The organism is Oribacterium sp. NK2B42 (assembly GCF_000424445.1).
In the GTDB taxonomy this organism is placed as follows: Bacteria; Bacillota; Clostridia; order Lachnospirales; family Lachnospiraceae; genus Oribacterium.
In genome coordinates, this window is record NZ_AUJX01000006.1 from 1 (window position 1) to 15084 (window position 15084).

General features: G+C 43.9%; 10 protein-coding genes. 9 read left to right on the top strand and 1 reads right to left on the bottom strand.

All coding sequences use genetic code 11. The annotated features are described in order from the left end of the window. The first annotated feature begins 347 nt into the window (after positions 1-347). The 9 genes from G625_RS18105 to G625_RS0103005 all read left to right on the top strand — a co-directional run bounded on the left by G625_RS18105 (position 348) and on the right by G625_RS0103005 (position 14002). Positions 348-1058, top strand: a complete 711-nt coding sequence (locus tag G625_RS18105) for a Cof-type HAD-IIB family hydrolase (RefSeq protein WP_198014840.1) — start codon at positions 348-350, stop codon at positions 1056-1058. A gap of 15 nt (positions 1059-1073) precedes the next feature. Further along, positions 1074-2897, top strand: coding sequence for an aminopeptidase P family protein (locus tag G625_RS0102970; RefSeq protein ID WP_029199926.1), 1824 nt, complete (start codon positions 1074-1076; stop codon positions 2895-2897). Positions 2898-2907: 10 nt separating this feature from the next. After that, complete coding sequence (locus tag G625_RS0102975; protein ID WP_029199927.1) at positions 2908-4149, top strand: alanyl-tRNA editing protein; 1242 nt, start codon at positions 2908-2910, stop codon at positions 4147-4149. 186 nt (positions 4150-4335) lie between these two features. Beyond that, positions 4336-5322, top strand: a complete 987-nt coding sequence (locus G625_RS0102980; protein WP_029199928.1) for a diaminopimelate dehydrogenase — start codon at positions 4336-4338, stop codon at positions 5320-5322. Between the two features lie 11 nt (positions 5323-5333). Then, positions 5334-6491: a hypothetical protein gene (locus G625_RS0102985; RefSeq protein WP_029199929.1), complete on the top strand. Its 1158-nt coding sequence runs from the start codon at positions 5334-5336 to the stop codon at positions 6489-6491. 18 nt (positions 6492-6509) lie between these two features. Beyond that, positions 6510-7418 carry a LysR family transcriptional regulator gene (locus G625_RS0102990; protein ID WP_029199930.1) on the top strand — a complete coding sequence of 303 codons (909 nt, stop codon included), beginning with the start codon at positions 6510-6512 and terminating at the stop codon, positions 7416-7418. 112 nt (positions 7419-7530) lie between these two features. Continuing rightward, positions 7531-7947 carry a PTS transporter subunit EIIB gene (locus G625_RS0102995; RefSeq protein WP_029199931.1) on the top strand — a complete coding sequence of 139 codons (417 nt, stop codon included), beginning with the start codon at positions 7531-7533 and terminating at the stop codon, positions 7945-7947. 249 nt (positions 7948-8196) lie between these two features. Beyond that, positions 8197-11448 (top strand): isoleucine--tRNA ligase, encoded by a 3252-nt coding sequence (gene ileS, locus G625_RS0103000; RefSeq protein ID WP_029199932.1) that lies wholly within the window; start codon positions 8197-8199, stop codon positions 11446-11448. Between the two features lie 94 nt (positions 11449-11542). Further along, positions 11543-14002, top strand: coding sequence for a glycogen/starch/alpha-glucan phosphorylase (locus G625_RS0103005; RefSeq protein ID WP_029199933.1), 2460 nt, complete (start codon positions 11543-11545; stop codon positions 14000-14002). 115 nt (positions 14003-14117) lie between these two features. Here the strand turns inward: G625_RS0103005 and G625_RS20905 are convergent, their stop codons facing one another. Then, positions 14118-15056 carry a GNAT family N-acetyltransferase gene (locus G625_RS20905; protein ID WP_198014842.1) on the bottom strand — a complete coding sequence of 313 codons (939 nt, stop codon included), beginning with the start codon at positions 15054-15056 and terminating at the stop codon, positions 14118-14120. Positions 15057-15084 lie beyond the last annotated feature (28 nt).

Sequence of the window (15084 nt, forward strand, 5' to 3'; positions counted from 1 at the left end):
TTAGAAAACGGCAGACACCACTCTACAAAAATGTGGTACTGCCGCCTCTACTGCATCATGATGTGTCAACATCTTGACGCATGGGGCAAAGCTCAATCCGATAATCCTGTCAGAGATATATTCGCACAAGCTGCCTGATTTTTAGTTGATCAACTGATATCATTCTACCACATTGATCCCAAAAGTCACTCAAATCAGGTGCTTTGTTAAAGTACGCCTTTTTTAGAATATATCCCAGAAATACACTCATCTTCTTCTGTTTTTAGGATAGTATTCTCTTTTCAATGTTCATTCGGGGCTAATCCCCTTGTTATATGGTCAAAATCCGGTTGGATTCCGAAAGGCTATTGGAAAGCATTGAGAAGCTCAAGAACAATGATTATCTCGTGATCATCGCCTCGGGCCGTGACATGAAGAACAACATGTCCATCGGATATCTCAGGGAAGTTAATCCCGATGCCCTTGTACATATGAACGGTACCATGGTTGAGGTTAAGGATAATGTCCTCATGGACCGCATCATGGATAAGGATCTGCTCAAGAGGCTCCTCACCTATTGCGCCGATGCAAATTTTCCGATAGGCTGCAGAATAAATGAAAAGGATTACTTCATAAATCATGAAGAGGTTCTGTGGTTTGATAAAAACTACTACGGCATATATCAGGGAAGAGATTTCCGGGATCCCTGGGAGCTTCTGAACCTTCCCGTAAGGTCGCTGGCTTTTTACGGAAGCAGAGAAAAAAGCTTTGTCCTTCAGGAAGCATTCCCGGAGCTTAGTGTCATGCTTTTCTCGAAGAATTTCGGTGCCGATGTTGTGGAAGCTGCCTACAGCAAAGCCAGAGGAATTGAGCGCTTATGCGAACATTTCGGAATCGACAAAAAAGATACTTACGCTTTTGGTGACAGCCTTAACGATATCGAAATGCTGAAGATGGTGAATGTGGGTGTTGCCATGGGTAATGCCCAGGATGAAGCAAAAGCCGTTGCGGATTACATCACAGATAGGATCGATGAAGACGGAATAAAAAATGCTTTAGTTCATTTTGGATTAATATAATATGGAGAATTTTACATGAACGAACAGTTAAAAAATCTAAGAGCTGAAATGGAGAAGTCAGGTGTGGACGTATATCTGATTCCTACCGATGACTTTCATCAAAGTGAATATGTAGGAGACCACTTCCGTGCCATCCATTACCTTTCAGGCTTTACCGGAGAAGGCAATATGGTGGTAACAAAGGATAGCGCTGCCTTATTCACTGACGGAAGATATTTCATACAGGCAGAGAAGGAGATGGAGGGCAGAGACATTGACCTTATGAAAATGGGCCAGCCAGGAGTTCCAACTCTTGACTCATACCTTTTGGAGAAAACTCCTGATGGCGGTGTGCTGGGCTTTGACGGAAGATGCGTGGATTTCAAACATGGTGATTCACTTAAGAAAAAGCTTTCCGCAAAAAATGCTTCCCTCTCCACAGGAGCCGATCTGGTGGGTAATGTCTGGGCCGGAAGACCTGCACTTGCCGCATCAAAAGTATGGATACTTGAAGAAAAATATACAGGAAAAAGCGCAGGCGAAAAGCTTAAGGATTTAAGAACCTGCATGAAGGAGCATGGAGCCGCACTCCATATCATCACAAGTCTCGATGACATTGCCTGGCTCCTTAACCTGAGAGCTGATGATATCCCCTGCAATCCGGTTTTTCTTTCATACATTATCGTTTATATGGATAATGCTGTCCTTTATGCAAACAAAGCTGACTTTGATGATACTGTACTTGGATATCTTTCAGAGATCAATGTGTGTCTCAAGGACTATGACAGCTTCTATGAGGATGTAAAGATTCTCAGAGACATGACCGTTCTTCTCGAGAAGGGAAAAACCAATTTCGAGACCATTTCGGATCTTCATGACAGCATGAAGATTGCAGAGGAAATGCTTCCTACCTCAAAATGGAAGGCTTGCAAAAACCCTACAGAGATTGAGAATATGAAGAAGGCCCACATCAAGGATGGCGTAGCTATCACAAAGTATCTTTACTTTATGAAGCACGCTTTTGATGAGTCCGGTGCCCTTACAGAGGAGACCCGGGAGATTCTTGGATCCGACGAACTCAATGAGTGGAACAGTGCACTTGTACTTGAAAGCTTCCGTAAAGAACAGGAGGGTTATATCGAGCCAAGCTTCACAACCATTTCCGCTTATGGTTCCAATGCAGCCCTCCCTCACTATGCACCAACCGAAACAAGCTTTTCAAAGGTTGAACCAAAGGGACTTTACCTGGTAGATTCCGGCGGACAGTACTATGAAGGAACCACTGATATTACAAGAACCATAGCCATGGGACCTTTGACAGATGAGGAACGGAAGCATTATACCATGGTGCTTATGGCGCACCTGAGACTCGGAGATGTGAAATTCCTTGAGGGTTCTTCGGGAATAACCCTGGACCTTGCCGCAAGAGAGGTTTTCTGGAAGGAAGGTCTCAACTATAACCATGGAACAGGTCACGGTGTGGGCTTCTGCCTGAATGTTCATGAAAGACCCAACGCCATCCGTTACCGCAAGGCTCCCGGCAGAATGGAGGATGTGGCTCTCTCAGAGGGAAACATCACTTCCGATGAACCTGGACTTTACATCGAGGGAAGTCACGGAATAAGAACCGAGAATCTTACTCTGGTAGAAAAATGGAAGACTACTGAGTTCGGAAATTTCTTCAGGTTCAGCTTCATTACCATGGCACCCTACGACCTGGAGGCTATTGATTTTTCTATGATGGAAAAGCACGATATCGACCTGCTTAATGCCTACCACAGAACTGTGTACGAAAAGCTTTCACCTTATCTTGATGGAAAAGAGCTTCAGTGGCTGAAAGAATCGACAAGGGAAATTTAAGGAGACTATTTTGGAAAAAGAATCATTATACTATCAGGTTCCTTATGTGAAGGAATTTGACGCAAAGGTTTTGTCCTGCGTTAAAAAAGAAGATAAATATCTGGTAGAACTGGACGCACACGGTTTTTATCCTGAGGGAGGCGGTCAGCCGGCGGATAAAGGCACTATCGGAGATGCAGTTCTGTCGGATGTTCAGGAGGTTACACTTAAGGACCCATCCACCGGCGAAAAGCTCACAGATGACCGGGGAAACATTAAGGTGAAAATACTTCACACCGTTGACAGACCCCTGCCGGAGGGTGAAACCCTTCACTGCGTCATCGACTGGGAAAACCGTATGAGAAATTCCCGTAACCATAGCGGTGAGCACATCGTTTCAGGCCTCGTTCATAAACATTTCGGCTACAACAATGTAGGCTTCCATATGAGCGATGTCATGACCATCGATTTCGACGGTATCCTCACTTTTGAGCAGCTTATGGAAATAGAAAAAGAGGCCAATGCCGTTGTCCTTTCAAATGTGCCGGTCAATACTCTCTGGCCAACACCGGAAGAACTTGAAAGGACAGATTTCCGTTCAAAAAAAGAACTTAAAGGCGATGTACGACTTGTGGATCTGGGAGGCGCCGACCTTTGTGCCTGCTGTGGCACCCACGTCATGACCACCGGCGAAATAGGAGCCATCAAGATCCTCTCTGTCCTTGGTCATAAGGGAGGAGTTCGAGTTGAACTCTTCTGCGGAAACGATGCTCTGTCCGATTACAGAAAAAAACATGAGCAGCTGGTTCAGCTGTCCCACATGCTTTCCATATCCATAGATGAACTTGTGGAAGGCGTACAGCTGGTTCTGGATCAGAGCCGTCAGAAAGACTGGCGTATCGGTGCCATCAATCAGAGATACTACGAAATGAAGGCAGAAACCCTGAAGGATTTCGACGGTGTTCTCACAGATATAGAAGAAGGCATGAACAATGTTGAGCTCCGAAAATGCTGCGACCATTTCATGAAGCACACTGCATCCAAAGTAGTTGGAGTTTTCGGAAGAAAAGACGATTCCATAAACGCTCAGGATGATAATTGTCAGTGGAATTACGTCATAGGTTCATCAAACGTGGATGTCAGAAGTAAAGCCAAAGATTTCAATTCTCTCGTAAACGGCCGCGGCGGCGGACAAAAAGAAATGATCCAGGGCAGTGCCACATGTTCGGAAGCCACCCTCCGGAGAACGATGGAAGAAGTATTTTCTTGTTGATTCAGCCAAGAATAAACAGGTAGGAGCCAGATGGCATCCATACCATATATTCCCGCCGGTAATAACACACTTCACAAATTTTTCATATATCTGTAACAGCCTCACGCTATTGCGTAGCGATTTCAGTGTGTTATAATATTTGCGTATTTTGTAACGTATTGTTATAGTTTCACTCAATAGGAGATAATTATGATCAGAATAGGTTTACTTGGATACGGAAATCTTTCACGCGGAATTGAAAGTGCAATAAAGCGCAACGAGGATGAAGAGCTTGTGGCTGTATTCACAAGACGTGATCCTTCAACAGTTAAGATCAATACACCGGGCGTTAAGGTAGATACCGTTGACAATGTTTTAAATTATAAAGACGCGATCGACGTGCTCATGATCTGCGGAGGTTCAGCTACAGACCTTCCCAGGCAGACACCGGAATATGCACAGTATTTCAATGTCATCGACAGCTTTGATACACATCCGAAGGTTCCCCAGCATTTTGCAGCTGTTGATGAAGCAGCTAAAAAAGCCGGAAAGCTTGCAATGATCTCATGCGGATGGGATCCTGGAATGTTCTCCATCGCAAGAATCTATGCAGAGTCCATACTTCCGGAAGGAAAGCATTATACTTTCTGGGGCAAGGGTGTTTCCCAGGGACACAGTGATGCAGCCCGCCGCGTAGAGGGCGTAAAGGATGCAAGATCCTACACACTTCCTGTAGAAGATGCCATGAATGCCGTAAGAAACGGTGAACATCCGGTATTTTCAGCAAGACAGATGCATAAGAGAGAGGTATTTGTAGTTCTGGAAGATGGTGCAGATCAGACAAAGGTTGAAGAGACTATCAAGACCATGCCTGATTACTACGCAGATTACGACGTTACCATCCACTTCATTTCAGAAGATGAGATGAAGAAGGATCACGCAGAGCTTCCTCATGGCGGATTTGTTATGAGATCCGGTGTGACAGGTGATGAAGGTCAGCACCATGAGTTCATCGAGTACAGCCTGAAGCTTGATTCAAACCCTGAGTTCACAGGCTCAGTACTTGCAGCTTACGCAAGAGCGGTTGACCGCATGGCAAAGAAAGGTGAGAAGGGCTGTATCACAGTATTTGATGTGGCTCCTGCTTATCTCAATCCAAAGACACCTGAAGAGCAGAGACACACATTACTCTGATGAGGTTATATATGAAATATACAAGAAAAATGTTTATGATATCTGCCGCTTTAACAGCGGCAGTTTCACTATCCCAGACATCCTTAGGCCTTGCGGCACAAAAAGATGATATTGCAGCTGCACTTGAGTTGCTTAATGACTCTCAAAAGGCCGAATACTATACTACCGTGGCTGATTTTTACAAAGCCAACGGGCTTGATATACCGGAAGACATTAAAACCGGTCTTGCTCTGTACAAAGGAGATACTTCAGAGTCCGGTGCTGCGGAGACTGCACCTTCCGAAAATGCATCAAGTGCAGAAACATTGGCACCAACCACAGAGACATTGGCACCGGCTGCAGAAACATTGGAATCTTCTGAAAAAGATACTTCTTCAGATCACACCGCAATTTCAGAAACCTTATCAACGACTGAAACAGTGACAGCATCTGACGTAACAGGATTTTCTACCAGTGTAAATGACACTTCTTCTGTCTATAAAACCGACGAAAACGGCACCACTCTTCTGTACAAGGCAGATCCCGTAACCGGAGAAGCTACTGAGCTGTATAAAAGCTGGTACACAGATGCTACCGGGGAGAAATATTATTATGAGTCCGGTAAGCTCACTGTAGGCTGGATCATTGACGACGGTAAATTTTACTACCTTGATCCATCTACAGGCACACTTGCAAAATCCGCTCACGTAGGCAATTTTTATGTCGGAGAGGACGGTGCGGCACTGATTGATACGGTTGCTCCCGATGGAACAAAGCTAGCTTATAATGGGTCAGTGTACAGATCAAAAGAACCTGCGGAAAAGATGAGTGACCTGACCTATATTTACAGGGATTATCTTGTAAAGAATCCTGATCTTATTGCCGAGTTTTCTGAACGCACCTCAGGAGGCTATCAGCTTATGCCTGAAAAAGAGAACGGATTCTCCTGGTATACTTATGCTTCTATGAAGCTGTATAAACGAAAGGCAGATGGCTCCATGGGTGAAAGGGTTTATATAGGTGACGGATGTTTAAGAACCGATGCCGTGATTGAAATAAAAGAGTCAGATGGAAGCATAAGCACCATGTCACCCTCTCATATCATAGGATCCGGTCATGAAACCTGGATGGCAGACCATATACATATTGATCCTGCGGGTTTCGTTACCTACTCTGCAGCATGGAAGTAACTTCCAAGGGAATATAATATGACACTACAGCAGTTAAAACAGGTGATCGCGGTTGCCGACTGCGGTTCCATGAATGAGGCCGCAAAGCATCTTTTTATCACTCAGCCGTCACTTTCTGCCGCAATAAAAGAGCTTGAGAAAGAAATCGGTCTCGACATTTTTCTCAGATCCAATCGTGGTATAGTCATCACTGCGGAGGGTGAGGAGTTTCTCGGATACGCGAGACAGATCGTTGAGCAGTACCAGCTCATGGAAGACAAGTATGTCAATGCAGGCACCCGTAAAAAGAATTTTGCAGTATCAATGCAGCATTATACCTTTGCGGTTGAAGCCTTCATACAGCTTGCGAGAGAGTTTGGTATGGATACTTACGAGTTCGCTGTTAAGGAAACCAAGACCATTGAAGTCATAAATGATGTAAAGAATCAGACCTCCGAAGTCGGGGTTATTTACATGAATGATTTCAACAACAAAGTCATCGGCAAGATACTTAGAGAAGATTCTTTGGAATTCATACCGCTTTTTGACTGTGACATTTATGTTTTTATGAGTAAACAGAATCCCATGGCAAAAAAGCAGCTTGTGACCCTTGAGGATCTGAAGCATTATCCCTGCCTCAGCTTTTATCAGGGGGAGCATAACTCTTTCTATTTTGCAGAGGAAGTACTAAGCACATATGATTATAAGCAGATCATAAAGTGTGATGACAGGGCCACAGCCCTGAATCTCATGGTTGGGCTCAATGGATATACAATGTGCTCAGGCATCATCTGTCAAGAACTGAACGGTGATGAATATACCACTGTAAAGCTTGATACCAACGAAAAGATGACTATAGGATATATCAAGAAGAAAAAAATCCCTTTAAGTGAACTTGGGGAACGCTATGTGGCCGAATTGAAAAAATATTCAAAGCAGCAGCTCTGACAGAAAAGACTAATGAAAATATATTCATAAAAGCTCTGGGATAAGGGACTGATGAATAATACTTTTCATCACTATTTATGCCGCCGGCTGAAGGCGACGGAACGGAGACGGTATGGAAAACAACAATATCCTGATCATTGCTCTGGCAGTGGCGGCTGTGATTGCTGTCATTATAGCCTACAATGTCTACAAAAAAATTAAACGAAAAAATGCAGACAAGCTTTCTATGAAGATAGCAGAGGATGAGAAGCTGCATATCACCCTGGACAATAAAGCTGATATGTCTGAAGTTGCAAAGATCATTCTTGAAGGTCTCGGAGGCAGCGAAAATGTCCGGGAAGTCGACCATGACGGCGGAAGGCTGAAGGTACAGATAAACGAATACGGTGCCGTGGATGAGAAGAAGATCAGATCCGCAAAAGTCGGAGGAGTTCTTCGCCCCAGTAAAACAGCAGTACATATAATCATAGGTTCCGAAGCGGAATCCGTGGAAAATGAATTGAAAAAACATGTTACTCCGGTAGCGTGACATAACAGCCGGTGTTCCATAGCGGAACACCGGCTGTTTTATATCATCCATAAATTCCGGTTATATCTACCCGTCTGTAAAGCTTTTAACGCCTCCCTTGCTTGATTTTACAAGGTGAGTCCGATATAATTAGTACGCTAAAGATCGAAGTTTACTCATTTTTCAAAACATTGGAAAATCACGTTTAAAAACGGCAAAGGATGCTGCGGAATTTCGGTTTAATATATGATTTAAGGAGATAAGGCGCTGATGTTTAAAAAAGTTGATACAAACATGAACTTCGTAGAGCGCGAGAATGAGGTTGAGGAGTTCTGGAAACAGAATCATATCTTTGAGGATTCCATCAAAGAGCATGAGGGAGATCCTTCTTACGTGTTCTACGACGGTCCTCCTACCGCAAACGGAAAACCTCATATCGGACATGTTGAGACCCGTGCATTTAAGGACATGATCCCAAGATACCGTGCCATGAAGGGTTCTATGGTTCCCAGAAAGGCAGGATGGGATACCCACGGACTTCCTGTAGAGCTGGAAGTTGAAAAGTCCATCGGCATCAACGGAAAAGAGCAGATTGAGAAGTATGGAGTTGCGCCTTTTATAGATTTGTGTAAGGAAAATGTCTGGAAGTATAAGGGAATGTGGGAGGATTTCTCCTACAAGGTAGGCTTCTGGGCAGATATGGACAATCCATATGTTACATATCACGATGATTTTATCGAGTCCGAGTGGTGGGCTCTTAAAGAGATCTGGAAGAAGGGTCTTCTCTATGAAGGCTTCAAGGTAGTTCCTTACTGCCCACGCTGCGGAACCCCTCTTTCCAGCCACGAAGTAGCTCAAGGCTATAAGGAGTTAAATGAGCGTTCGGCCATCGTTCGTTTCAAGGCAAAGGATCAGGATTTCTACTTCCTTGCCTGGACAACCACACCATGGACACTTCCTTCCAATACCGCACTTTGCGTAAATCCGGATCTTGAGTATTCAAAGGTCAAGGCCGCTGACGGTTATACATATGTCATGGCTTCATCACTTCTTGACAAGGTTCTTTCACCTCTTGCAAAGGAAGGTGAGAAGGCTTATGAGGTTCTTGAGACCTATAAGGGAACGGATCTCGTAGGTATTGACTATGAGCCCCTTTATCAGTGTGCGGCAGATGTGGCAGCTAAGCAGCACAAGAGAGCTCATTACGTAGTATGTGATTCTTACGTTACAGCTGAAGACGGTACCGGTATCGTTCACCAGGCTCCTGCCTTCGGTGAAGATGATGCCCGTGTAGGTCGTGAGAATGATATGCCTCTCGTTAAGTTCGTTGATGAGAGCGGATGCATGACTGCCGAGACTCCGTTCGCAGGCATGAGATGTAAGCCTACGGAAAAGGAAATCGCAGAGGGTGCCATCAGCTGTGATCCTGAGGTATTGAAGGATCTTTCGGGAAGAAAGCTTCTCTATGATGCTCCTAAGTTCACACACTCATATCCTCACTGCTGGAGATGCGATACACCGCTTATCTACTACGCAAGAGAATCCTGGTTCATCAAGATGAGCGCTGTAAAGGATGACCTTGTTAAGAATAATGCTACCGTTAAGTGGTATCCCGAGACCATCGGTTCAGGCCGTTTCGGTGCATGGATAGAGAATGTTCAGGACTGGGGTCTTTCACGTAACCGTTATTGGGGAACTCCTCTCAATATCTGGGTATGTAAGGACTGCGGCGAGAAGGATGCCATCGGTTCTATTCAGGAGCTGAGAGAAAGAGCATACAACTATGAAGATGTTCTTTCAGAGCTTAAGGCTTCCGGCAAGGAGGGCTACAGCTCAGATTACGTAGGTTACGAGCATATCGAGCTCCACAAGCCTTACGTTGACAAGCTTACCTGCAAGTGTCCTAAGTGCGGCGGCGACATGAAGAGAGTACCTGAAGTTATCGACTGCTGGTTCGATTCAGGCGCTATGCCATATGCACAGCATCATTATCCTTTTGAGAACAAGGAGCTTTTTGAGGCACAGTTCCCGGCACAGTTTATCTGTGAGGCAGTTGACCAGACCAGAGGCTGGTTCTACTCACTTCTTGCAGAGAGTACAATACTTTTCAACAAGGCACCTTACGAGAACGTTCTCGTACTCGGTCATGTTCAGGACGAAAACGGACAGAAGATGAGTAAGTCCAAGGGTAATGCTGTTGACCCTATGGAAGCATTAAAGAAGCACGGCGCAGACGCTATCCGCTGGTTCTTCTATACAAACTCGGCTCCATGGCTTCCAAACAGATTCCATGACAAGGCTGTGGTAGAAGGACAGCGTAAGTTCCTTTCCACACTTTGGAACACCTATGCATTCTTTGTGCTTTATGCGAATATTGATGATTTTGACCCAACCAGGTATTCACTTGAATACGATAAGCTCGGGGTTATGGATAAGTGGCTTCTCAGCAAGCTCAATTCCGTAGTCAAGGCAGTAGATGACAATCTTACAAACTTCAGAATTCCTGAGGCAGCAAATGCCCTTCAGGAATTTGCAGATGACATGTCCAACTGGTATGTTCGCCGTTCGAGAGAGCGTTTCTGGGCAAAGGGTATGGAGCAGGACAAGATCAATGCTTACATGACTCTTTATACCACACTGGTTACCTTCTCAAAGATTGCGGCACCTATGGTTCCGTTCATCACAGAGTCCATCTACAGAAATCTTGTATGCACAGTTGATCCCAAGGCAAAGAAATCGGTTCACCTTTGTTCTTTCCCTAAGGCGGATGAATCAATGATAGATGCAGCTCTTGAAGAGAGCATGGATAAGGTACTCCGTATAGTTATCCTTGGTCGTGCGGCAAGAAATACAGCAGCTGTAAAGAACCGTCAGCCTATCGGTAACATGTATGTGAAGTCGGAGTCCGGTCTTGATCAGTATTACATTGACATCATCGAGGATGAGCTCAATGTAAAGAATGTTATTTTCCAGGATGACTTAAGAGCATTTACTTCCTACACCTTCAAGCCACAGCTTAAGACTGTAGGTCCCAAGTACGGAAAGCATCTGAATTCGATACGTACATATCTTTCTGAGATCGATGGATCAAAGGCCATGGACGAGCTTGAGACCAACGGCGAAATTAAGTTTGTGGTTGATGGTGACAAAGAGGTTTCACTTACAAAGGATGATCTTCTTATAGATGTATCCGAGAAGGGTGGATTTGTCACAGAAGAGGGCAACAATCTCACTGTTGTTCTCGATACAAATCTTACACCGGAGCTCATAGAAGAGGGCTTTGTAAGAGAGATCATCTCAAAGATACAGACAATGCGTAAAGAAGCCGGTTTCGAGGTTATGGATCACATAAAGGTATATGTGAAGGACAATGATAAAATGGCTAATCTTATGCGTAAAAATGAAAGTGAGATTATAAGAGTGGTTATGGCGGACGCAATCGTGTATAATCTTACTCAGGGATACGAGAAGGCATGGGATATCAACGGAGAGACCATGACTCTCGCTGTCGAAAAGATTTAATATATTACTGACCAGATAGGAACCCCCTTATGGAAACATATATTTGTTTCCATAAGGATTCGAAATCTTAATTTTGAGAAAGGAAAAGGATAGGATAGTGGAGAAGTTCGATAAGGAGTTATTCAAAAAAGAGGTTAAGAGCAGTGCCCGCAAGCTTTATCGCAGATCACTTGATGAGCTCACAACAAAAGAAGCATTTCATGCAGTTGCATATGCCGTGCAGAACACCATCATTGATGACTGGATGGAAACTCAGAAGGTAACTGAGAAAAAGGATGCCAAGAGAGTGTATTATCTTTCAATGGAATTCCTCATGGGAAGGGCTCTCGGTAACAACATCATAAATCTTTCCTGCCGTGATGAGATAAAGGAAGCTCTTGAGGAGCTTAATCTTGACCTTAATGCCATTGAGGATGAGGAACCTGACTGGGCTCTCGGAAACGGCGGTCTCGGAAGACTTGCAGCATGCTTCCTTGACTCTCTTGCAACTCTTGGATATTGTGCATGCGGTTGCGGCATACGTTATAAATACGGTATGTTCAAGCAGCAGATTGTTAACGGATATCAGAAGGAAGTACCTGATGACTGGCTTAAAGATGGAAATCCATTTGAGCTTCGCCGTTCAGAGCTAGCAAAGGAAGTTAAGTTTGGCGGATGGGTAGAATCCGTGAACCACAACGGAAAGCTTAAATTCGAGCATAAGGGATATCAGTCAGTTATTGCTATTCCATATGATACACCTGTTGTAGGCTACAACAATCATGTGGTAGATACTCTTCGTGTATGGGATGCTCAGGCAAAGGAAACTTTCCGCCTTGATGAGTTTGATAAGGGTAATTATGAGGCTGCTGTTGAAAATGAAAACATGGCCCGTAACATAGTTGAGGTTCTTTATCCAAATGACAATCACTATGCAGGTAAGGAGCTTCGTCTTCGCCAGCAGTATTTCTTTATCTCAGCTTCCGTGCAGACAGCTGTAAAGGATTATGTTGACAGACACAACGGAGACATTAAGCATCTCTATGAGAAGGTTGCTTTCCAGTTAAATGATACACACCCTACAGTTGCGGTAGCAGAGCTTATGAGAATCCTTATGGACGATTATGAGCTTTCATGGGATGAGGCATGGGAGATAACCAAAAAGACCTGTGCATATACAAACCATACCATTATGGCTGAGGCGCTTGAGAAATGGCCTATCGAGCTTTTCTCAAAGCTTCTTCCACGTATTTATCAGATCGTTGAGGAGATTAACCGACGCTTCTGTGAGTATATCCGTACTAATTATCCTGAGAATGCAGAGTATAAAATCAAAAAGATGGCTATCATATATGACGGACAGGTTAAGATGGCACATCTTGCTATCGTTGGCGGACATGCAGTAAATGGTGTTGCAGAGCTTCATACAGAGATTCTCAAGAAAGAAACTCTCAAGGATTTCTATGAGTTGTATCCTGAGAAGTTCTCAAGCAAGACAAACGGTATCACACAGCGCAGATGGCTTCTTCATGCAAACCCTGAGCTTGCCGCATGGATTTCTGATAAGATCGGAAATGGATGGATCACAGATCTCTCCAAGATTAGCAAACTGGCTGTATATGCAGATGATGAAAAGTGTCAGGCCGAGTTTATGGCTATCAAGCGCCACAACAAGGAGCGCCTTGCAAAGTACATCCTTGAGCATAATGGCATAGAGGTTTCAACCGAAGCTATCTTTGATGTCATGGTTAAGAGACTTCACGAGTATAAGAGACAGCTTCTGAACATACTTCATGTAATGTATGTTTACAATCAGCTCAAAGATCATCCGGAGATGAAGTTCCATCCTCATGTTTATATCTTTGGCGCAAAGGCGGCAGCAGGCTACAAGACAGCAAAGCTTACCATAAAGCTTATCAACAATGTTGCCAATGTTATAAACAACGATGATTCCATAAACGGAAAGATCAAGGTTGTTTTTATCGAGGATTACAGAGTATCCAATGCCGAGCTTATCATCCCGGCTGCAGATATCTCAGAGCAGATTTCAACAGCTTCAAAGGAAGCTTCCGGAACCTCAAACATGAAGCTTATGCTTAACGGTGCTCTTACACTTGGAACGATGGATGGTGCCAATGTTGAGATCGTTAAGGAAGTAGGTCATGAGTATGCCTTCACCTTTGGATTGTCATCTGATGAGGTTATCGCTCTTGAGCATAATCATCAGTACAATCCTATGGAGATTTTCAACCATAATCAGGAAATCAGAAGAGTCCTTATGCAGCTTGTAAACGGATATTACAGCCCTGAGAATCCTGAGCTGTTCCGTCCGCTTTATAACTCACTTCTCAATACACATGAATCAGATGTGGCTGACCGTTACTTCATACTTAAGGATTTCGCTGCCTATGACGAAGCTCAGAGAAGAGCCTGCGAGCAGTACGAGGATGAGTCCTGGTGGGCTAAAGCTGCAATTCTCAATACTTCACATGCCGGTAAGTTCTCATCTGACAGAACTATCGAAGAGTATGTGGAAGATATTTGGAAGCTTGACAGGATTAAGATTAAGGTTTAATGACTACATTCGAATAGGGAAAAAACTCCCGGATCATGTGCGTTTGTACAGGTACACCGCACGTGTGAAGGCTTTATCGCAAAAAGGCGCAGGTGGGATACCACCTGCGCTGTTTTTATACCATCATATATACGATTCTTTCGGTCTCCACATATCCAAGACCTTCATATAGATTATGAGCTATTACATTATTGCTTGAAACCTGCAAAAGTATCTTTTTATACTTCCCGGGTTTTTCGTAGTTTTCAACGGCTTTCATAAGAGCTTTTCCGTGGCCTTTGCCAAGGTACTTGTCATATACCAGAAGTCCGTAAAGATAAAGCGTTTCCTTGTCATAGCCTGTGAGGTGGACCTCACCGTATTTACAGCATAGATCATCTCCCGGGTCCGCAATAGGGTGATCCAGAACCTTTTCCATAAGGAGCTCGTCATAAACATGAACAGCACTTATAGCCGTGAGAGTCTCGTAGGTATCCGGTATCACAAAAGGAACCGGAGCTTTGATTCTGAATGGCTTTTCCCCGTTTTGATCCTCTGATCCACCATGGAAAGCACCCTGACAGAGGGAACTATCTGATTCTGATCCATTATGAGAATCACACTCACAGAGGAAACCTTCTGTTTCTGATTCATCATCGGAATCAAAATTTATATGCTCATATGAGACATCATCGAATCCGAAAAGCGGTTTCTTTATCATGAATTTTATCTTAACGTCCCTGAAATCATCCCTCAGACTGTTATAACACATGGAAAAGAAGCCTATTCCCCTCATTACAGGATGGGTAAAGGCTTCTACTTCAATTACTTTTTTTCCATCTATTGTCTCACCGAGAAAGTAGCCTGACAGAACAGCAATAAGCTCAGAATCAATTCCGCTTTCTTCCTTATCATCATTTCTGACAATATAATAAAAATCCCCGTCCAGATCCGTATCATAGTTCGTATGATCTGCGAGATTACATTCATTGACGAGCTCACATACAGCGGCTCTGTCATTATCTTCCAATTCTTTAAATAATTCAGCTTCCATAGAGAGAATTATAACAAACACATTAACAAAATTCCACCGGGATGGTTCT

Coding starts and splice junctions, on each gene's coding strand:
- G625_RS0102970 (WP_029199926.1), top strand. CDS start 1,074: ATGAACGAACAGTTAAAAAATCTAAGAGCTGAAATGGAGAAGTCAGGT.
- G625_RS0102985 (WP_029199929.1), top strand. CDS start 5,334: ATGAAATATACAAGAAAAATGTTTATGATATCTGCCGCTTTAACAGCG.
- G625_RS0102990 (WP_029199930.1), top strand. CDS start 6,510: ATGACACTACAGCAGTTAAAACAGGTGATCGCGGTTGCCGACTGCGGT.
- G625_RS0102995 (WP_029199931.1), top strand. CDS start 7,531: ATGGAAAACAACAATATCCTGATCATTGCTCTGGCAGTGGCGGCTGTG.
- ileS (WP_029199932.1), top strand. CDS start 8,197: ATGTTTAAAAAAGTTGATACAAACATGAACTTCGTAGAGCGCGAGAAT.